This is a genomic window from Streptomyces sp. NPDC099050 (assembly GCF_044759865.1).
Lineage (GTDB): Bacteria > Actinomycetota > Actinomycetes > Streptomycetales > Streptomycetaceae > Streptomyces.
Genome location: NZ_JBIWAE010000019.1, coordinates 67,379 through 85,328 on the forward strand (window position 1 = coordinate 67,379; position 17,950 = coordinate 85,328).

At 70.6% G+C, this 17,950-nt stretch carries 16 protein-coding genes, 1 pseudogene and 1 riboswitch; of the genes and pseudogenes, 6 read left to right on the forward strand and 11 right to left on the reverse strand.

Annotation, left to right across the window (positions count from 1 at the left end; all coding sequences use genetic code 11):
• Positions 1-31: 31 nt before the first annotated feature.
• Together ACIQV3_RS28355 and ACIQV3_RS28360 are read right to left on the reverse strand one after the other, a co-directional pair.
• Positions 32-1,984 carry an FG-GAP-like repeat-containing protein gene (locus tag ACIQV3_RS28355; RefSeq protein ID WP_403716678.1) on the reverse strand — a complete coding sequence of 651 codons (1,953 nt, stop codon included), beginning with the start codon at positions 1,982-1,984 and terminating at the stop codon, positions 32-34.
• Positions 1,985-2,637: 653 nt separating this feature from the next.
• Positions 2,638-3,579: an alpha/beta fold hydrolase gene (locus ACIQV3_RS28360; RefSeq protein ID WP_403716681.1), complete on the reverse strand. Its 942-nt coding sequence runs from the start codon at positions 3,577-3,579 to the stop codon at positions 2,638-2,640.
• Positions 3,580-3,726: 147 nt separating this feature from the next.
• On the opposite strand from ACIQV3_RS28360, the gene ACIQV3_RS28365 reads away from it, so the two are divergent.
• Complete coding sequence (locus ACIQV3_RS28365; RefSeq protein WP_403716683.1) at positions 3,727-4,365, forward strand: TetR/AcrR family transcriptional regulator; 639 nt, start codon at positions 3,727-3,729, stop codon at positions 4,363-4,365.
• On the opposite strand, the gene ACIQV3_RS28370 is transcribed toward ACIQV3_RS28365, so the two are convergent.
• From ACIQV3_RS28370 to ACIQV3_RS28390, 5 genes are all read right to left on the reverse strand, one after another.
• On the reverse strand, positions 4,319-5,836 hold the full coding sequence (locus ACIQV3_RS28370; protein ID WP_403716685.1) for an alpha/beta hydrolase: 1,518 nt from the start codon (positions 5,834-5,836) through the stop codon (positions 4,319-4,321). The genes ACIQV3_RS28365 and ACIQV3_RS28370 overlap by 47 nt on opposite strands.
• A 143-nt stretch (positions 5,837-5,979) precedes the next feature.
• Positions 5,980-6,324, reverse strand: coding sequence for a hypothetical protein (locus ACIQV3_RS28375; protein ID WP_403716687.1), 345 nt, complete (start codon positions 6,322-6,324; stop codon positions 5,980-5,982).
• A 40-nt stretch (positions 6,325-6,364) separates the two neighbouring features.
• Positions 6,365-7,117, reverse strand: a complete 753-nt coding sequence (locus ACIQV3_RS28380; protein ID WP_403716690.1) for a CbtA family protein — start codon at positions 7,115-7,117, stop codon at positions 6,365-6,367.
• A gap of 29 nt (positions 7,118-7,146) precedes the next feature.
• Entirely contained in the window at positions 7,147-7,365 is a 219-nt protein-coding gene (locus ACIQV3_RS28385) for a CbtB-domain containing protein (protein ID WP_403716692.1), read from the reverse strand.
• Positions 7,366-7,403: 38 nt separating this feature from the next.
• Positions 7,404-7,540: riboswitch (cobalamin riboswitch) on the reverse strand.
• A 116-nt stretch (positions 7,541-7,656) separates the two neighbouring features.
• Positions 7,657-8,943: a phytase gene (locus ACIQV3_RS28390; protein WP_403716694.1), complete on the reverse strand. Its 1,287-nt coding sequence runs from the start codon at positions 8,941-8,943 to the stop codon at positions 7,657-7,659.
• An 83-nt stretch (positions 8,944-9,026) separates the two neighbouring features.
• Between ACIQV3_RS28390 and ACIQV3_RS28395 the strand changes: the two genes are divergently transcribed.
• Positions 9,027-9,533: a histidine phosphatase family protein gene (locus tag ACIQV3_RS28395; RefSeq protein ID WP_403716912.1), complete on the forward strand. Its 507-nt coding sequence runs from the start codon at positions 9,027-9,029 to the stop codon at positions 9,531-9,533.
• 167 nt (positions 9,534-9,700) lie between these two features.
• Here ACIQV3_RS28395 and ACIQV3_RS28400 read toward each other — a convergent pair.
• From ACIQV3_RS28400 to ACIQV3_RS28415, 4 genes and pseudogenes are all read right to left on the reverse strand, one after another.
• Positions 9,701-10,024, reverse strand: a pseudogene (locus tag ACIQV3_RS28400) (TIGR04222 domain-containing membrane protein); the annotation flags it as partial.
• A gap of 242 nt (positions 10,025-10,266) precedes the next feature.
• On the reverse strand, positions 10,267-11,184 hold the full coding sequence (pucL, locus tag ACIQV3_RS28405; RefSeq protein WP_243330865.1) for a factor-independent urate hydroxylase: 918 nt from the start codon (positions 11,182-11,184) through the stop codon (positions 10,267-10,269).
• A gap of 273 nt (positions 11,185-11,457) precedes the next feature.
• Positions 11,458-12,837 (reverse strand): aspartate aminotransferase family protein, encoded by a 1,380-nt coding sequence (locus tag ACIQV3_RS28410; RefSeq protein WP_403716697.1) that lies wholly within the window; start codon positions 12,835-12,837, stop codon positions 11,458-11,460.
• Positions 12,838-12,937: 100 nt separating this feature from the next.
• Positions 12,938-13,678: an SDR family NAD(P)-dependent oxidoreductase gene (locus tag ACIQV3_RS28415; RefSeq protein WP_403716699.1), complete on the reverse strand. Its 741-nt coding sequence runs from the start codon at positions 13,676-13,678 to the stop codon at positions 12,938-12,940.
• Positions 13,679-13,912: 234 nt separating this feature from the next.
• Between ACIQV3_RS28415 and ACIQV3_RS28420 the strand changes: the two genes are divergently transcribed.
• Genes ACIQV3_RS28420 through kdpB form a run of 4 tightly spaced genes read left to right on the forward strand, consistent with a single transcriptional unit; the run spans position 13,913 to position 17,944 of the window.
• The gene (locus ACIQV3_RS28420; RefSeq protein WP_403716701.1) at positions 13,913-14,092 is read left to right on the forward strand and encodes a hypothetical protein; all 180 of its coding nucleotides are present in this window, start codon (positions 13,913-13,915) and stop codon (positions 14,090-14,092) included.
• Positions 14,089-14,178: a K(+)-transporting ATPase subunit F gene (gene kdpF / locus ACIQV3_RS28425; RefSeq protein WP_215024204.1), complete on the forward strand. Its 90-nt coding sequence runs from the start codon at positions 14,089-14,091 to the stop codon at positions 14,176-14,178. The genes ACIQV3_RS28420 and kdpF overlap by 4 nt, the downstream gene beginning before the upstream one ends.
• A 5-nt stretch (positions 14,179-14,183) precedes the next feature.
• On the forward strand, positions 14,184-15,848 hold the full coding sequence (gene kdpA, locus ACIQV3_RS28430; protein ID WP_403716703.1) for a potassium-transporting ATPase subunit KdpA: 1,665 nt from the start codon (positions 14,184-14,186) through the stop codon (positions 15,846-15,848).
• Positions 15,845-17,944, forward strand: a complete 2,100-nt coding sequence (gene kdpB / locus ACIQV3_RS28435; RefSeq protein WP_403716705.1) for a potassium-transporting ATPase subunit KdpB — start codon at positions 15,845-15,847, stop codon at positions 17,942-17,944. Before kdpA ends, kdpB begins: the two co-directional genes overlap by 4 nt.
• Positions 17,945-17,950 lie beyond the last annotated feature (6 nt).

Sequence of the window (17,950 nt, forward strand, 5' to 3'; positions counted from 1 at the left end):
GCCGTTGTGGCGGGTCTTGGACGGGCGAGGATCAGAGGATGCTGGTGTAGGTCTGCCACCCCGTGCCCATTTTGGCGGGTGCTTTGAAGGTGCCCGAGTCGGTGCCCTCGATGCGCCACAGGTTGCCTGCGGTGTCACGGGCGATGAGGTCGGGGCGGCGATCGGCGGTCAGGTCGCCCACGCCGACCAGGGCGTTGTACGCGCTGCCCCAGTTGTCGGCGAGCTTGACGGGTATGGCGAATGCGCCGGACCCCGAGCCGTTCATACGCCAGAGGCGGTTGGACTTGTCGTGCAGAACGACGTCGGCGTTTCCGTCGTTGTCGAGGTCGCCGGCGCCGACGATCCGCTTGTAGCCGGTGAAGTCACCGGGAACCTGCTTGCGCGGGGCGAAGAGTCCGCTGCTGGTCTGGGCGTGCAGGTACAGCTTGCCCGAGCTGGTCTCGCGGGTGAGCAGGTCGGCGCGGCCGTCACCGGTGAGGTCACCGGACGAGACGAGCGTGTCGTAGATGCCCCAGCCTGAACTGATGAGCGTGCTGGGGTCCTCCGGAGCGACGGCCCCATACCGCTCGCAGGAGGGGGTGTAGCGGCGCAGCTTCCCGTCGGCGGAGCGGACGAGCATGTCGTTGCATTCGTCGCCGTTCATGTCATGGATCGGGATGAACGTCGCCCCCGTCGGCCAGCCCTTTGCCCCTGTGCCCTTCTCGAACGTCCCCGTGTGATGGTTGCCGTACCGGGTCGACAAGGTTTGGGTGCCGTCGGCCTCGGACCTCAGAGCGAAGAGATCACCGGTACCGTCGGCGTATCCCTGGGATCCGTAGTCGCGCGGCGCCGCGACACCCAGGGAGAACCACGAGTCCAGCGTGCGGATGGTAGTCGTGCCGGATTCTCCGTGCGCGACGGCGGTCAGGGTCCACCTGTGGGGGCCGTTGACGAGATAGCGGCCGGAGGACGTTTTGCCGTCCCAAGTCACCTTGATCCGCCCGGGCGTGGCGCCCCCGGAGATCGTGTGGAGGGTCTTGCCGAACATGTCGGTGAACTTCAGGGACCACGCCGTGACCGGACGGCTCAAGAGCATGTCCCAGGTGCCGGAAGATTCGCTGTTGAAACTGGTGGAGGCTCCCCCCGCCACCCACTTGGCCGGTGGATAGGCCACGTCGGAGGACCGGACATGGATCTCCTCGCTCGCGTCGATCCAGGCCACCAGGCCAGTGGTCTCGTCCAGGTCCCAGCGGACGCGCCGGTCGAGCGCCGGTCCGCCGACCGGTACACCGGTGGCCAGTACACGGCTGGTGCCCGTGACGGCATCCGTCAGCACGAGGGTCTTCGCGGTGTGGTCATGGTGGACGGTGAAGCCGTCACCCAGAAGGACATCGCCCTTCGGTGCGGGCTTGGAGACTTGGGAGTCCCGGTTGAACACACCGGCGGGACCGTCGCCGCCGCAGCTCCAGTACAGCCATCGGTCACGGGCCTGGAGTGCGGTGGGAACGCAGGGGGCGTCGATGTCGTACTGGGTGTTCACCTCCTGCCCGTGTATCCAGAACTCCAGGCGGCCGGGCGTCGCGGTGGCGCTCCACACCCCGCCGTTGATGACGGCGGCTGCCCGCACGGAACGCTTGGCCAGCGTCCCCTCACCGAACTTCGCTATGTACTGGACGGGCTTGGAGCCGCCGGAGTTGAAGACGACGGTCCCCTCGGCGACGTCGACCACCGAACCACCCTTGGTGGAGTCGAACGTCAGCACCTGCTTGCTGGCGAGCGCGCGGAGACGGTCGACGCCGGTCTCCGGCACGCGCTCGTGCACCACGTCACCACCGAAGGCGGCATTGCCCCACAACGGAGTGCAGTCCACGGCAGTCGTGACGCAGTGAGCATCCGTACCGGCGCCCCCGACCCGGGCGGACGCGCTCAGGCTGCCTTCGGCGGACCGGATCTGCCAGATGCTGGTGCGGTCGACGGCGCTGCCCGGGTCGTTGTCCTCGGCCACACGCAGCACACCTCTGTGCAGCGCGATGCCGGTCTTGCGGTATCCGGGTCCTGTTCCGCCCGTGCCCTTCGGCACATCCAGGACGAGTTCGGTGATGGGCGCTGCGGATGCCGGGACAGCGGCTCCGGCTGACGCGGGTGCGATGACGGTGCTTGCCAGCAGCCCGAGGGCTAGGGCGGGGAGCACCAGGCGGGCAGAGAGGTGAACGTGCAATCGGATCTCCGGTGACAGGCCGCGGAGACGCCAGAGCACCCCGCATCCATACGGATGCGACTGCTCGGTGGCCCCCCACAGGCGAAACTGGGGGGAGGATATCCCGGCCGTCCGCTGGCACATCCAGCGGCACCACTCGGACACCGCCTGGCCTGAAGGTAGTCAGAGGCCCGCATCAGATTTATTGCTGATGGACTGGTTGCCGCTATATCAAGCGGTTTGCCGAGAATTTGCGTCCGCGACCGTCAACACAGCCCCTCGGTTGAACCCACCAAGATGCACTTGGGGTCAGTCGGGCCCGTGCCCCAGAAGTTCCGTTCGCGCAACCGTCACCGTGACTGCTCTTCGAACGGATCGATCTCGCCGGGCACTTCTACTTAGGCTGGCTGACCTGCGCGGACAGGGATCGGAAACAGGCAGTGAGCGCCTCCGGACCGCTGCTACGCGGCCTCGTGCGCGGCCGGGTCGAGGGAGTCGACGTCCTCGAAGAAGCTGAGCATCCGGGCGTTGACCAGCTCGGGGTGGTCGATCTGCGGTCCGTGCCCGGTCGCGGAGACGATCTCGGCGCGGGCTCCGCGGATCAGCCGCGGCACCCGCTCCAGCTGGCGCTTCGGGTGCACGAGCAGGCTCCGCTTGCCCATGATCAGGTAGAACGGCGTGCGGATCGTGCCCAGTTCGGCGTCCGAGAGCGGCAGCGGGGCGGGCCGGCGGATCCGGAAGGCGCGGACGCTCCTCTGGATCATCGTGCGCAGTTCGGGGTCGATCAGGACCGGCTGCTCCAGCCACTTGGCCAGGGCGGGGCGCAGCGCCTTGGGGGCGTAGGTCGCGAAGAGGCTGGCGAAGATCCAGACGAAGAAGCGCAGCCCCACCTTCTCCAGGCCGCCCGGATCCAGGGCGGTGACCGAGGCGAGCCGGCCGGGGCGCAGGTGCACCTGGTTGATGACCAGCCAGCCGCCGTAGGAGGAGCCGACCAGGTGGACGCGGTCCAGGCCGAGCGCGTCGAGGGCCTCGTCCATCCACTGGGCCGCGCGCTCGGGCTGCCACATCACCTCGCGCTGGATGCTGCGGCCCGGGTCGCCGGGGGTGTCGAGGGCGTAGACGGGCCGGTCGGCGCTGAGGGCGGCGGTGTTGGGGTACCACTGGGCCGAGCAGCCGCCCGAGCCGTGGATCAGGACGATCGGCGTACGGGACTCCGCCGACGGGTTCGTGGGGCCGTACCGGTAGACGTGCGTGGTCCCGAAGCTCGTCTCCACGTCCGTCTCGGAGCGGGCGGGCGCCCCCTTCGCGTAGAGCGCGTCGCAGGCGGCGAAGTAGCGGTCGCGCAGTTCGTCGCTCACGTAGTGGCCGATGTCGCGGCGTACACGGGGCTTGTTGTCGGGCACGGGGGCACCTCCTGGAGGACCGGGGATCCGTTCTTCGTGATACGACCGTACCATGATGTTGATACGGCGGTACCATGAAAACGAGCCGCAGGCTCATCACGGACGACCACCGACGAGCCGAGCACCGACGGGCGGAGACACCAGAACATGCCGAAACGCGTGGACCACGAGGAACGCCGCACCCGGATCGCCGAGGCGCTCATCCGCGTCGCCGGACGGCGCGGGCTGCACGCGGTCGGCATGCGCGACGTGGCCGCCGAGGCCGGAGTCTCCCTGCGCCTGGTCCAGTACTACTTCCAGACCAAGGAGAAGCTGCTCTTCTACGGGCTCCAGCACCTGACCGACCGCTTCACCGCCCGGGTCGGCGCCCGCCTCGCCGCCGCCGGCCCCGCTCCCGGCCCGCGCGCCACGGTCGAGGCGCTGCTGCTGGCCTCCCTGCCGACCGACGAGGAGAGCCGCACCTTCCACCTGCTCTACAGCTCGTACTCGATCCTGTCCGTGACCGACGAGGCCCTCGCCGCCCAGCCCTTCATCGACAACCCCGACGCCGCCGAGAACGCGGTGGCCGGGCTCATCGGCCAGGCGCAGGAATCCGGCCTGGCCGACCCCGGCGTCGACGCGCGCATCGAGGCGATCGGCCTGCTGGCCATGGCGGCGACCATGGGCACCAGCATCCTCGTCGGCCAGCGCGGACCCGAGTCGGCCGTCGCGGTGCTGCGCCACCACCTGGACCGGATCTTCAGGACGGGCACGCCGAGTCCCGGAGCGGACGCTCCCCCGTCGTGAGGTACGCGGTGACGGTGCGGTCGGAGCAGGCGTTGCCGTTGCCCAGGTACACCCCGTGGCCGCCGTGGTCGACGGTGAGCAGCCGGGCGCGCGAACCGAGGGCTTCGCGCATCTTCAGCGAGGCGGCGTACGGGGTCGCCGGGTCGCGGAGGTTCTGCACCATCAGGATGTTCGACGGCCCCCGGTCGGTGATCCGGGTGGGGCGTTCGGCGGGGGCGTCCTTCCAGAACGCGCACGGGGTGACGTTCGCCGGCATCCCGGCCGTCAGGGGGTGCGCGGCCCGGTCCGCGGCCACCGCCCGCGCGTAGCCGGAGACGTCCTTCGGCCAGGCCACGTCGTTGCAGATGACGCCCACCATCAGCGCCGCGTCCGAGTCGGGCAGTACCCCGGCGAGCTCCTGGGGCAGCTCCGGGACCGCCCCGGGATCCTGGGCCGCACGGACCAGGCGGGCGAAGGCGGGGAACTGGGCGTCGCCGTAGAGGGCGGTCTGCAGGGCCTGGCGCAGCATCGTGCCGGTCAGCGGCAGGCCGGGGACGTTCGAGGGCTTCGGGGAACGGTCCAGCTCCTCGGCCAGCGCCAGGAACAACGGCCTTACGCCGTCCGGGTGTTCGGCGAGCCGAAGCCCCTCCGCCGCCCGCGCCGGGTCCGCCGCCCAGGCCGCGAAGTCGGGGAAGCGGTCCTCCGCGCCCTGCGCCATGTTCGCGAGCCAGCCCCGCGCGACCCGCTTCGGATCGGGGTCACCGCTGCTGTCCAGCACCAGGCGGTCGGTGCGCTGCGGGAACTTCTGCGCGTACACCGCCGTCACGTAGGTCCCGTACGAGACGGCCCAGACCGAGAGCTTGCGCTCGCCGAGGGCCTCCCGGAAGCGGTCCATGTCGCGCGCCTGGTTGGCGGTGGTGAAACCGCGCAGCTCCGCGCCGCCGTTCGCGGCGCAGGCCTCGGCCACCCGGCGGGAGCGGTCGGCGTTCTCCGCGATCCCCCCGTCGGCGGCAGGCCAGGAGCGCAGGGTCGTCAGCCGCCGGTCGGCCGCGTCCAGTCCGCACGCGGCGGTGACGCTGCCGCCGACGCCGCGCGGGTCCAGCGCGACGATGTCGTAGGCCCCGGCCAACTGCCCCGCCAGGGCGGCCCCCTTCTGCGAGAGCCGCTGTACGCCCGAGCCGCCCGGGCCGCCGGGCACCACGACCAGCGTCCCGCGCCGGGCGGCGGGACGGGTGCTGGGCAGCCGGGAGACGGCGAGCTCGACCCGCGGACCGGCCGGGTCGGCGTAATCGAGGGGGACGGACAGCTTCGCGCACTGCTGGCCGTCGAGGTGGCCCTTGTGCGTGCACTGCGCCCAGTCCAGGGCGGGGCGGGCGGCGTCGCGGGTGGTGGCGGCGGCCGCGGCGCCGGCGGTGCCGGCGCCGGTCAGCGTGGCCGCCACGGCCGTGGCGGCCAGGGCGGCGAGTACGGTCCTGCTGCGGTAACTGGTCATGAAACCAGCATGGTTGAGCGTCCGCCGCCGCTACATCCGGCAGCCGGGACAGTCGTCCGGGGGCTAGCCCCCCGAACCGCCCGCCCCGTCTCACCCCGCCCCGTCTCACCACGCCTCGCCGCGTCCCGCCGCGCCCCGCGTCGTCAGACCACGACGACCGTCACCGCCGCCGCGCCCATGAGCACGGCGGCGGAGTGGATGGCCGCATGGCCGTAGTCGCCCGACCAGAGGTGGCGGGCCAGGCCGCCGATGGCGGTGAGGCCCGCGATGATGCCGACCTGCGCGAGCAGGGTGACGCTGGTGAACGGGGTCAGCAGCAGGAGCACCGCATTGAGCCAGAACGGGGCGGCGCCCGTCCAGCCCCGCCACTCCCGCACGCCCCGCCACTGCTGCCGGGTCGGCAGCCGGGGCAGGTGCGGGCGTCGCGGCCCCTCACGGCGGCCCTTGGGTCTTCGGTGGTCCCCGAACTCTCGGGTCGCCGTCGTCACCGCGCCGTCACCAGCCTTTCAGTCACTCGCACGCAAGACGTCAACTCGCAGGCTGTACAGCCTCCTTGGGTGTGGGGGCGGAGGCAAGGGCCCGTTCGGCAAGAAATCCGAAAGCCAGGCCGAAAGTGCTCCACATCGCGGCCTGAATGGCGAGCGAGGCGAGCCGGAACTGCCAGACGAGCGCCGCCGGGAAGCCTCCCGGCACCTCGTTGACGCCCGGAAGCAGCGCGTAGGCGATGCCGACGGCAGCCACGAAGGCGAGCGAGGCGGCGACCGAGGCGTTCCAGTTGCCCAGGCGCGGCGCGAGGCGCCGGCCCAGGATCAGCGCGGCCGCCGCGAGCAGCAGGCCGAGCGCGAGCATCAGGACGTAGAGGGTGGTCCGCTGGACCGTGGTCTCGGGGTCTCCCACGGCCGGCGGATTGGCGGGGTACTTGAAGAACGGCACCAGGGAGACGGTGACGAACAGGCCGCCGGAGACCAGCAGCGCCGTGGCCCGGGGGCCGAAGCGGCCGATCCGGCCCAGGGCGTAGCAGTAGACGAGCGCGGCGATGCCGCCGAGCGCGATCCCGTAGAGCAGGGTGCCGGTGCCCAGCCCGGCCGTGGCCTGCAGGGCCCGGCTGACCGGGGCGGCCTCGGCGCCGCCGTGGTCATGGGCTCCGGCTTCCTCGAGGGCGATCGCCGCGTCGACCCGGGATTCACCGAGGAAGTAGGCGACGAGGAACGCGACGACGCCCGCCAGCAGGCCGGCGAGCATGCCCCGGACGAGGAGCGCGCGGGGGGAAATGGTGTTCATGGAGTTATCGGTCCCTTGCGATCGGCGGATCAGTGGCAGGGGAAGCCGAGGAGGTGGCGACCGTCGTGCATCCACTCGTGGATGGTGTCGCCTTCGAAGATCGCGGTGGCGCCCTGCTCGGCGCCGACGAGGTAGAGCAGGACCAGCATCAGGACGCCGGCGAACAGCGCCCAAGGGGCCAGAGCGTTGAGGGAGATGGGTGCGACGGCCGGCGGGGCGGCAGTCGTGGGCACGGCGGAGTCGGCCATGGCAGGAACCTCCAGAGGGAACACGCGTCCCGGTCAGTGGTGCTTGCGACGACGGTGGCGGGTCTGACTTTCCTCCCCCTCCGGGAGGATTCACAGTGGCGCGACCGTGCCGGATTCTCAACCGGACTTCCGTCATACCGTCGTCTTGTCGTCCGCCACCGTACCGCTCTTTATGGTCCCCTTACAGGGCGTCTCCGGAGGGCTCCGCCCCACCCGCCGCCCCGCCGCCCCGCCCGACCTCACCCGCCGCCCCGCCGCCCCGCCGCCCCGCCCGTCGACACCCTGGTGGCATCAGCCGATGGCGTCGACCACCTCGCCCAGGTCGACGAACTTGAAGCCGGTCGCCTCGCGGTCGCCGTCGCCGGGGGTTTCCCGGCCGTCCTGGACGACGAGCAGACCGCGGGGGTAGCGCGTGCCGAGGGGGGCGTTGAGGGCGGCGGCGCCGTCGCAGACCTCGGAGCCGTCGAGGATGGCGGAGGCCGCGGTGATCCGGAAGGCGCCCTCGAACTCGTTGTGGTCCTCGCGTTCGCGGTCGTAGGCGACGAAGGTGTCGTCGCCCTGGCTGGAGGCGAGCAGGTAGCCGTCACCGTCCGCTTCGGTGACCAGGGTCAGGCCCTCGACGTCCGCCGTCAGGCGCTTGCCGCCGTAGCCGGGATCGGCGCCGGGCGCGCACTCCTCGGTCTCCTCGTCGTAGGTGCCGGGGACGCCGTACTCGCGCACCTTGTCGATCAGCTTCGGCGTGCCGGTGAGGCCCGCGTCGATGCGCCAGATGCCGACGTCCTCCTGCCCCGCGTACAGGGTGCCGTCCGCGGGGTCGACGACCATGCCCTCGATCTGCGGCAGCTCGCCCGGCTCACCGCAGGGCGTCCAGGAGGCGCCGTTCGGCAGGCGGAAGGAGGACGGCAGGTCGAGCGTGCGCACCTGGCGGTAGTCGACCGTGCCGGCGGGGGTGGCGACCAGTTCCAGCAGGGCGATCCGGGTGCGGTTGCGCTGGCTCACCGCCGCGTAGGACCGGCCGGTCTTCCGGTCCGTCCAGGTGGCCAGGCCGTACGCGGTCTGCTGCTCGTTGATCTCGGCCTGGTCGGCGGAGAAGACCGGTCGCGCCGCCGGGTCGGTGACGTCGGTGAGCGGGCCGCCGGGCCGGTTCCGGTCGATCCGGTAGATCCGCAGGCGGTCGTTGCCACGGTCGCTGACCACCGCGACGTCGGCGCGCCCGCCGCCCAGCCGCAGACCGTTGACCAGGTCGACGTTGTTGAAGCGGCCGGGAGCGTCGTCGGCGCCCGGTCCGGCCGGGGCGGGCAGCGACTGGACCTGCCGGGCCTCCAGGTCGTAGACCCGCAGACCGCCCTGCTTGGCGGTCGCGATCACCAGGCTGCGGCCCGGATCGGCGGCGTTGCGCCAGATCGACGGGTCGTCCGCGTTGGCGTCACCGCCCGCCGCGTCGTCGTACAGCGGCGCGGTCTCGGCCTTGGGGCGGATGCCGCTGATCGAGGAGGCTTGTGCCGGGAGCGCGACGGACGCGGCGAGTGCGGTGCACAGCACGAGTGCGGAGGCGCGGGCGGCCGAACGGAGGGTCAATGTTCTTCCTTACATGAGGGTTTCACCCTGAGGGGAAGACGCTCGCCGGGTTGATTGTCATGTCCGCGCCCGGTAGGTGGCCGATGGTTGAACGCGGTGCGAAACCCCGGAACAATCGGACGGTGCACCCCACCACCGTACGCGTCCGGCTCGTGAGCCCCCCTCTGGACGAGGCGGGACGCCTGCACCGCTTCCCGTACGGGGAACCGTGCCCGGGGCACAACGGGCTGCGCGGGCAGGATCACGGCGACTGGGCCGGGCGGACCCTGGACGAGGTCGCCGGGGAGGACCCCGGGGGGCTGCGGCGGTGGATGACCGACACCGCGTACGCGCCCGCCGGCGGCGGGGAGTCGGTGGAGGCGCTGATCGCACGGGTCGGCGCGCACCTGGGCGCCCTGGCGCCGGGGACGCACCGGGCGGTGGTCGGACAGGGCGTCGTGCGGGCGGCCGTGGTGTGGGCCCTGGAGCTGCCCGCGGCGGCCTTCTGGCGGCTCGACGTACGACCGGGGTCGGTGACGGCGCTGACGGGGCGGTCCGGGCGCTGGAACCTGCTCGTGGGCGGGCCGGAGGACCCGCCGGACAGGGGCTGATGCACCGCCTCACTCACCGCCGCCTCCGCCTGCGCGCGGCCGACCGGGCGCCGGACCGTAGCGTCCAGGACGCCGGCGGCCCCGCGCAGGACGTACTCCGGGATGCTCGCGTCGCGCCCGGCCGCCTCCAGGTGCCGTCTGCCGCTCCGGGTCACCCGGCGGTCCGCGCCCTTCACCAGGCCCCAAGCGGCCAGCCGACGGCCGATCTCGTAGCTCTCCAGGGAGCGGTGCAGGTCGGCGCGGACGGCGTCGACGCTCCTGGTGCGCCCGCAGAACGCGAGCACACGACGCTCGACCGGATGCCCGGGCAACTCCCCGTCCACCGTACGCACCTGCGCGGCGTGCACCACGAGCAGGCCGCGCCTGTTCAGCTCGACCATCGCGCTGTCCGCCACCCGCCGCGCCCCACCCGCCAGGAACGCGATCTCGTACACATCCAGATCCCGTATCTCGTCCGAGCCCCTTGCGAACTGCCGGAACACCCACCGCATACCGGGTACACCCCCGTTTCGGCCCGCCTCGTCTGTCAGCAGTTTCACCTGACGGCGCGGCGCCCAACCCCCGCCCTGCCATCTCAGAGCAAGACTTGAGCTTCATGGCGCGGGGCCGGATCGGGGCGAGCCGGGCGGGGTCGGGCCCGGCGGGGGCGAGCCCGGCGGCGTCGGGCCGCGAACGCGGAACGGCCCGGACCCGCGACGCGGTCCGGGCCGAACTTCCCTGGATGGAGCGGGCGTCAGGCCACGATCCAGTCGCTCGTCGCGATCACCGGCTGGACGCCGTCGCGGTGCACGGTGCCCTCGATGAGGCCGTACATGCGGTCGGCCGCGAAGTAGACCTCGTTGTCGTTCTTGAGGCCGAAGGGCTCCAGGTCGACGAGGAAGTGGTGCTTGTTGGGGAGGTTGAGGCGCACCTCGTTGACCTTGGGGCAGTTGTCGAGCACGCGCTCGGCCATCTGGTTCAGGGTCTGCTGCAGGGAGTACGAGTAGGTCTCCGCGAAGGCTTCCAGCATGTTCTTGCGGACCTTCTTGTACGACTGGTCCCAGTCGTACTCGGCGTCGTCGGCGGCGAGCGCCGAGTGCGCCCAGCGCGCGGTGACCTTGGTCGCCAGGATGCGGTCGTACGCCTCCTGCAGCGTCGTGTACTTGTCCTTGATGAAGCCGTGGAACTCGGAGTTGGTCGAGTTCATCACGGTCAGGTCCTTCAGACCCGAGATCACCTGGAGACCGGTGGTCTCGCTGTACGTGATCTGCGCGGTGCGCACCTCGGTGCCCTTGAGGGCGAAGGAGTGCTGCTCCTTGCGCGTCGGGACCGGGATCCGCTCCCAGGCGTACTCCTCGACGCGGATCTGCGCCTCGCGGATCGGGGCCTGGGAGGAGACGAAGTGCTTGGCGAGCAGGATGCCGAAGGCCTCGGGGGAGGCGACGCCGTGCTCCTTGGAGAACGCGTACACCGTGTTCTTCGTGGTGTCCGTGGGGAGGCAGTTGGCGTTGTCACCGGTGAGGTGGACGTCACGGAACTCGCCGCGCAGCGCGACGGAGACGTTGAGGTCGCGGATCTCGTGCCAGGAACCGTCGCTGCCCTTGCGGGTGACCTTGACGATGCGGTTCTCGGCCTTGCCGTACTGGTTCTGGGCGAGGATGTGCTTGCTCATGCGCTGTCTTCCTTCGGGTACTCGGGAACACGGAGTCCGGTTGTCTGGATCCCGTACGCCCGGCGTCCGGCGGACGCGCAGCCCGCCCCCCGCCGTTCGGTCATGCATCTCAGAAATCACAGATCTCAGAAAGACGTGGACCGCCCCGGGACTGACGTGCATCCCGGTCCGTAGGTGCCTGTTGATTCCAGCACGCCTCCCTGCCGTTCGTAAGGGAGCGAATCCTCCGAGAACAGGCACCCACGGCTTGGGCAACCGTACGATCTGCGCAGGTCAGACCGTGTGCGCGTCAGCCACCGTCAGGGCCTCGTCGATGATCCGCAGCCCCTTCTCGACGTCCTCGGCGGACACGTTGCAGGGCGGCGCGAGGTGGATGCGGTTCCCGGCGAGCAGCGGCCACAGCCCGGCCTTCTTCAGGGCCGCCCCGAACTCGGCCATCGGCGCGTTGTCCGCGCCGGCGGCGTTGTACGGGACCAGCGGCTCGCGCGTCTCCTTGTTCCGTACGAGCTCCAGGGCCCAGAACGTGCCCAGCCCGCGCACCTCCCCGACGGACGGGTGGAGCTCCGCGATGGCGGCGAGGCCCGGCCCGAGCAGCTCCGCGCCCGTGCGGGCGGACTGCTCGACGACGCCCTCCTCCTCCATGACGTTGATCGTCGCGACGGCGGCGGCGCAGGCCAGCACGTGCCCGGAGTACGTCAGCCCGCCCGGGTAGGGCCGGCGGGCGAAGGTCTCGGCGATGGCGGCCGAGATGGCGACCCCGCCGAGAGGGACGTAGCCGCTGGTGACGCCCTTGGCGAAGCAGATGAGGTCGGGGACGACGTCCCAGTGCTCGGAGGCGAACCACTTACCGGTGCGGCCGAAGCCGACCATGATCTCGTCGAGGATGAAGACGATGCCGAAGCGGTCGCAGAGCTCCCGGACCCCGGCGAGGTAGCCGTCGGGGTGCACGAGCACGCCGGGGGCGCCGCCGACGGTCTCCAGGATGATCGCGGCGATGGACTGCGGGCCCTCGAAGACGATCGTGTCCTCGAGGTGGCGCAGCGCGCGCTCGCACTCCTCGGCGGGGGTGGCCGCGTAGAAGGGCGAGCGGTAGGCGAACGGGCCCCAGAAGTGCACGACGCCGGCGGTGGCGGTGTCGTTGCCGAAGCGGCGCGCGTCCCCGGTGAGGTTGATCGCGGTGGAGGTGGCGCCGTGGTACGAGCGGTACGCCGAGAGCACCTTGGCGCGGCCGGTGTGCACCCGGGCCATGCGGACGGCGTTCTCCACGGCCTCGGCGCCCGCGTTGGTGAAGAAGATCTTGTCGAGGTCGCCCGGAGTGCGCTCGGCGATCAGCCGGGCGGCCTCGGAGCGCACGTCGACGGCGAAGCCGGGCGCGACGGTGCAGAGCTTGCCGGCCTGCTCGGCGATGGCCGCGGCCACCTTCGGGTGCTGGTAGCCGATGTTCGTGTAGACGAGGGCGCTGGAGAAGTCGAGGAAGCGGTTGCCGTCGTAGTCCCAGAAGTAGGAGCCCTCGGCGCCGGCCACCGCCGGCGGGTCGATGAGCTCTTGGGCCGACCAGGAGTGGAAGACGTGACTGCGGTCGTCGGCCTTCACCGTGGCCTTTGCGGAGAGGGCGAGTGCGGCGGCGTCGCGTGCGTCGGCTTCTGCGTTCATATTCCGAGGGTAGTTGTCCACGATGTGGAATCCGGTGGGGATGGGGGCCGGGGCGACCGGGGTGGCGTCGGAGCCGCGCCGGCGCCGCGTCCGAGCCGGGTCAGACGACGTGCCGGCCGCCGTCGACGGTGAGCACGTCGCCGGTCGTGTAGGCGGCGTCGACCAGGTAGAGCGCTGCCTCGGCCACGTCCTCCGGGGTGCCCACGCGGCGTAGCGGGGTGTTCTCGGTGATCCACTCCCGCGAGCTCTCCCAGACCTGGTCCTCGCCTTCGTACCAGGGGGTGTCGATCAGGCCGGGTGCGATCGCGTTCACCCGGACGGCGGGTCCGAGCTGGGAGGCCAGCAGCCGGGTCATGTGGTTGACCGCGGCCTTGCTGACGGCGTACGGGATCGAGCTGCCGAGCGCGCGGGTCGCGGAGACCGAGGAGATGTTGATGATCGAGCCCGCCCCGGATTCCCGCAGGTGGGGCGTGGCAGCGGTGATCAGCTGCCAGGTGCCGATGACGTTGACCTCGAAGATCTCGCGCCAGGCGTCGGCGTCGGCCGCGTCCAGGTCGCCCAGGGGGATGAACCGGGTGACGCCCGCGTTGTTGACCAGGACGTCGAGCCGTCCGTACGTGTCGATCGCCGTCCGGACGATCCGCCGCGCGTCGTCGGCGTCCGCGACGTCGCCCCGTACGTACACCGCGTCGGGGAGTTCGGCGGCGAGCGCCTTGCCCGCGCTCTCGCTGCGCGCCGAGTTCAGGACCACGCGGATGCCGGCCGCGGCCAGCCTGCGGGCGATGCCCGCGCCGATGCCGGAGGAGGAACCGGTGATCAGGGCGACACGACTCTCGGGCATGGCATTCCTCCTGGCAGGGATTCGCTTTCGCTTGCCGCTTTCCGCATGCGGACGGCCGGAGCATAACGCGGGATACCGCATGTCGGAAACAGATTTCCAGTATGCGGAATTTTACGCCCTAGATCTCGGCCCAATATCGCCATGCACCGGGCATACCCATGCACATCAACTCACTCTGGGTGAACGGCACGTCCGCCCGCGTTAGGGACCCGTCAAGGCCGTGCCAACGGGCGTATGGGCCCCGTCAAGGAAGCCTGTGAGGAGCCGAAAAGGCGTTCCACTCAGGGGTGTCCGAAAAACGCCCGCCCTCGAACCCTCCGGGAGCTCACGATGGCCGATCTGGCCTTCGTCGTCACCACGATCGCGGTCTTCGCGCTGGTGGTCCTCGTCGCCAAGGGAGTGGCCAAGCTGTGAACGCCGAAAACGTCGTCGGCCTGCTGGTCGCCGTAGCCCTGCTGGGGTACCTCGTCGTCGCCCTCGTCTTCCCGGAGAGGTTCTAGCGCCGATGAGTCCCGTCCTCGCCGGGGTGCTCCAGCTGCTCGCGCTCTTCGCGGCCCTGGCCCTCGCCCACCGTCCCCTGGGCGATTACATGGCCCGCGTCTACTCCTCGAAAAAGCACTACGCCCCCGAGAAGTGGATCTACAAGGCGGTCGGCGCCAACCCGAACGCCGAGATGCGCTGGCCGGCCTACCTGCGCTCGGTCCTCGCCTTCTCGGCGGTGAGCGTCCTCTTCCTCTACCTGCTCCAGCGCCTGCAGGGCCACCTGCCCGGCTCGCTCGGCTTCGTCTCCATCAAGCCGGACCAGGCCTTCAACACGGCCGCCTCCTTCGTGTCCAACACGAACTGGCAGTCGTACGCCGGCGAGCAGGCCATGGGCCCGCTCGTCCAGACCGGCGGCCTGGCCGTCCAGAACTTCCTCTCCGCCGCCGTGGGGATGGCCGTCGCAGTGGCCCTCGTACGGGGCTTCGCGCGCTCCCGCACCGGGGAGCTGGGCAACTTCTGGTCCGACCTGGTGCGCGGCACCGTCCGCGTCCTGCTCCCGCTGTCGCTGATCGCCGCGGTCGTACTGGTGGCCTGCGGGGTCATCCAGAACTTCTCCGGCATCCACGAGGTCGGGCAGTTCTTGGGCGTCAAGCAGCAGTGGAACGGCGGGGCGGTCGCCTCGCAGGAGGCCATCAAGGAACTCGGGACGAACGGCGGCGGCTACTTCAACGCCAACTCCGCCCATCCCTTCGAGAACCCGACCCCCTTCTCGAACCTCTTCGAGATCTTCCTGATCCTGCTCATCCCCTTCTCCCTGACCCGCACCTTCGGACAGATGATCGGCTCGGTCCGCCAGGGTTACGCGATCCTCGCCACGATGGTCACCATCTGGCTCGGTTTCACCGCCCTGATGCTGTGGACGGAATTCGGCCACCACGGCCCGGCGCTCCAGGCCGCGGGCGGTGCGATGGAGGGCAAGGAGGCCCGCTTCGGGATCGGCGCATCGGCGATCTTCTCGGTCGCCACGACGCTGACCTCGACCGGCGCGGTCAACTCCTTCCACTCCTCGTACACGGGACTGGGCGGCGGCATCCAGCTGCTGGGCATGCAGCTCGGCGAGATCGCGCCCGGCGGCGTCGGCTCCGGCCTCTACGGCATGCTGATCATGGCGATCATCGCGGTGTTCATCGCCGGCCTGATGGTCGGCCGCACCCCCGAGTACCTCGGCAAGAAGATCGGCACCCGCCAGATCAAGTTCGCCGCCTGCTACATCCTGATCACCCCCACCCTCGTGCTCGGCTTCACGGCGCTGGGGATGGCCCTGCCGACCCCCGTCACCTCGATGTCCAACGGCGGCGCGCACGGCTTCTCCGAGATCCTCTACGCCTACACCTCGGCCGGCAACAACAACGGCTCCGCCTTCGCGGGCCTGAACGCCAACACCCAGTGGTTCAACACGACCACCGGTCTGGCGATGCTGCTCGGCCGCTTCCTGCCGATGGTGTTCGTCCTGGCCCTGGCCGGCTCGCTCGCCGAACAGCAGCCGGTCCCCGCCACCGCGGGCACCCTGCGCACCGAGAAGCCGCTGTTCACCTTCCTGCTCGTCGGCACGATCGTCATCGTCACGGGCCTCACCTACTTCCCGGCCCTGGCGCTGGGCCCGCTCGCCGAAGGGCTCGCCTCATGAGCACCGCCACCCCCACCCGAGCCCCGCACGGGGACCTGCCCAGCGGTCACAAGCCCGAGAAGGCCAAGATCGGCGGCGGCATCTTCGACCCGAAGCAGCTGCTGAAGTCCTTCCCGGACGCGGTGCGCAAGCTCGATCCCCGGGTCATGGTCAAGTCCCCGGTCATGTTCGTGGTGCTGATCGGTTCCGTACTGACCACCGCGCTGGCGATCTCCGACCCGGGCAACCTCTTCGGCTGGGCGATCACCGTCTGGCTGTGGCTGACCACCATCTTCGCCAACCTCGCCGAAGCCGTCGCGGAGGGCCGCGGCAAGGCCCAGGCCGACACCCTGCGCAAGGCCAAGACCGACACCGTCGCCCGACGCCTGAACGGCGCCGTCGAGGAGCAGGTGCCCGGCACGGAGCTCCGTATCGGCGACCTGGTCGTGTGCGAGGCCGGTGACATCATCCCCGGCGACGGCGACGTCGTCGAAGGCGTCGCGTCCGTGGACGAGTCCGCCATCACGGGTGAATCGGCCCCCGTCATCCGCGAGTCGGGCGGCGACCGCAGCGCGGTCACCGGCGGCACCAAGGTCCTCTCCGACCGCATCGTCATCAAGATCACGACGAAGCCCGGCGAGACCTTCATCGACCGCATGATCAACCTGGTCGAGGGCGCGGCCCGGCAGAAGACCCCCAACGAGATCGCGCTCAACATCCTGCTCGCCTCGCTGACGATCGTCTTCCTGCTCGCCGTCGTCACCCTCCAGCCGTTCGCGATGTACGCGGGTGCCAAGCAGTCGATGATCGTGCTGACCGCACTGCTGGTCTGCCTCATCCCGACCACCATCGGCGCCCTGCTCTCCGCCATCGGCATCGCCGGCATGGACCGCCTGGTGCAGCGCAACGTCCTGGCCATGTCGGGGCGCGCGGTGGAAGCGGCGGGCGACGTCTCGACCCTGCTCCTCGACAAGACCGGCACCATCACCCTCGGCAACCGCCAGGCCTCCGAGTTCGTCCCCGTCGCGGGCGCCATCGCCGCCGAACTGGCCGACGCCGCCCAGCTCTCCTCGCTCGCCGACGAAACCCCCGAGGGCCGCTCGATCGTGGTCCTCGCGAAGGAGAGGTACGGACTGCGCGAACGCCACCAGGGCGAGCTGGTGGGCGCCGAATGGATCCCCTTCACCGCGCAGACCCGCATGTCGGGCGTGGACGTGGACGGCCGCAAGGTGCGTAAGGGCGCGGCCGGTTCGATCATCGGCTGGGTCGGCGAACAGGGCGGTACGGTCGCCCCGGACGCCCGGGCCAAGGTCGACGAGATCTCCGGCGCCGGCGGCACCCCGCTGCTCGTCGCCCTGGAGGACGGCAAGGGCGCCCGGATCCTCGGTGTCATCCACCTGAAGGACGTGGTCAAGGAGGGCATGCGCGAACGCTTCGACGAGCTGCGGCGCATGGGCATCAGAACCATCATGATCACCGGCGACAACCCGCTGACCGCCAAGGCCATCGCCGAGGAGGCGGGCGTCGACGACTTCCTCGCCGAGGCCACCCCCGAGGACAAGATGGCCCTCATCAAGCGGGAACAGGCCGGCGGCAAACTCGTCGCCATGACGGGCGACGGTACGAACGACGCCCCGGCGCTGGCTCAGGCCGACGTGGGCGTGGCGATGAACACCGGAACCTCGGCCGCCAAGGAGGCCGGGAACATGGTGGACCTGGACTCCAACCCCACCAAGCTCATCGAGATCGTGGAGATCGGCAAGCAGTTGCTGATCACCCGCGGTGCGCTGACCACCTTCTCCATCGCCAACGACGTCGCCAAGTACTTCGCGATCATCCCCGCGATGTTCGCGGCGGTCTATCCGGGCCTGGACAAGCTCAACATCATGGGCCTGCACTCCCCCGACTCCGCGATCCTCTCCGCGGTCATCTTCAACGCGCTCGTCATCATCGCCCTGGTCCCGCTCGCCCTGAAGGGCGTCCAGTACCGGCCCACCAGCGCCGACAAGATGCTCCGGCGCAACCTCACCCTCTACGGACTCGGCGGCCTCGTCGCCCCGTTCATCGGCATCAAGCTCATCGACATGGTCGTCTCCCTCATCCCCGGCCTGCGCTGATCCAGG

Coding starts and splice junctions, on each gene's coding strand:
- ACIQV3_RS28365 (WP_403716683.1), top strand. CDS start 3,727: ATGCCGAAACGCGTGGACCACGAGGAACGCCGCACCCGGATCGCCGAG.
- ACIQV3_RS28370 (WP_403716685.1), bottom strand. CDS start 5,836: ATGACCAGTTACCGCAGCAGGACCGTACTCGCCGCCCTGGCCGCCACG.
- ACIQV3_RS28380 (WP_403716690.1), bottom strand. CDS start 7,117: ATGAACACCATTTCCCCCCGCGCGCTCCTCGTCCGGGGCATGCTCGCC.
- ACIQV3_RS28385 (WP_403716692.1), bottom strand. CDS start 7,365: ATGGCCGACTCCGCCGTGCCCACGACTGCCGCCCCGCCGGCCGTCGCA.
- ACIQV3_RS28395 (WP_403716912.1), top strand. CDS start 9,027: ATGGTTGAACGCGGTGCGAAACCCCGGAACAATCGGACGGTGCACCCC.
- pucL (WP_243330865.1), bottom strand. CDS start 11,184: ATGAGCAAGCACATCCTCGCCCAGAACCAGTACGGCAAGGCCGAGAAC.
- ACIQV3_RS28410 (WP_403716697.1), bottom strand. CDS start 12,837: ATGAACGCAGAAGCCGACGCACGCGACGCCGCCGCACTCGCCCTCTCC.
- ACIQV3_RS28415 (WP_403716699.1), bottom strand. CDS start 13,678: ATGCCCGAGAGTCGTGTCGCCCTGATCACCGGTTCCTCCTCCGGCATC.
- ACIQV3_RS28420 (WP_403716701.1), top strand. CDS start 13,913: ATGGGCCCCGTCAAGGAAGCCTGTGAGGAGCCGAAAAGGCGTTCCACT.
- kdpA (WP_403716703.1), top strand. CDS start 14,184: ATGAGTCCCGTCCTCGCCGGGGTGCTCCAGCTGCTCGCGCTCTTCGCG.
- kdpB (WP_403716705.1), top strand. CDS start 15,845: ATGAGCACCGCCACCCCCACCCGAGCCCCGCACGGGGACCTGCCCAGC.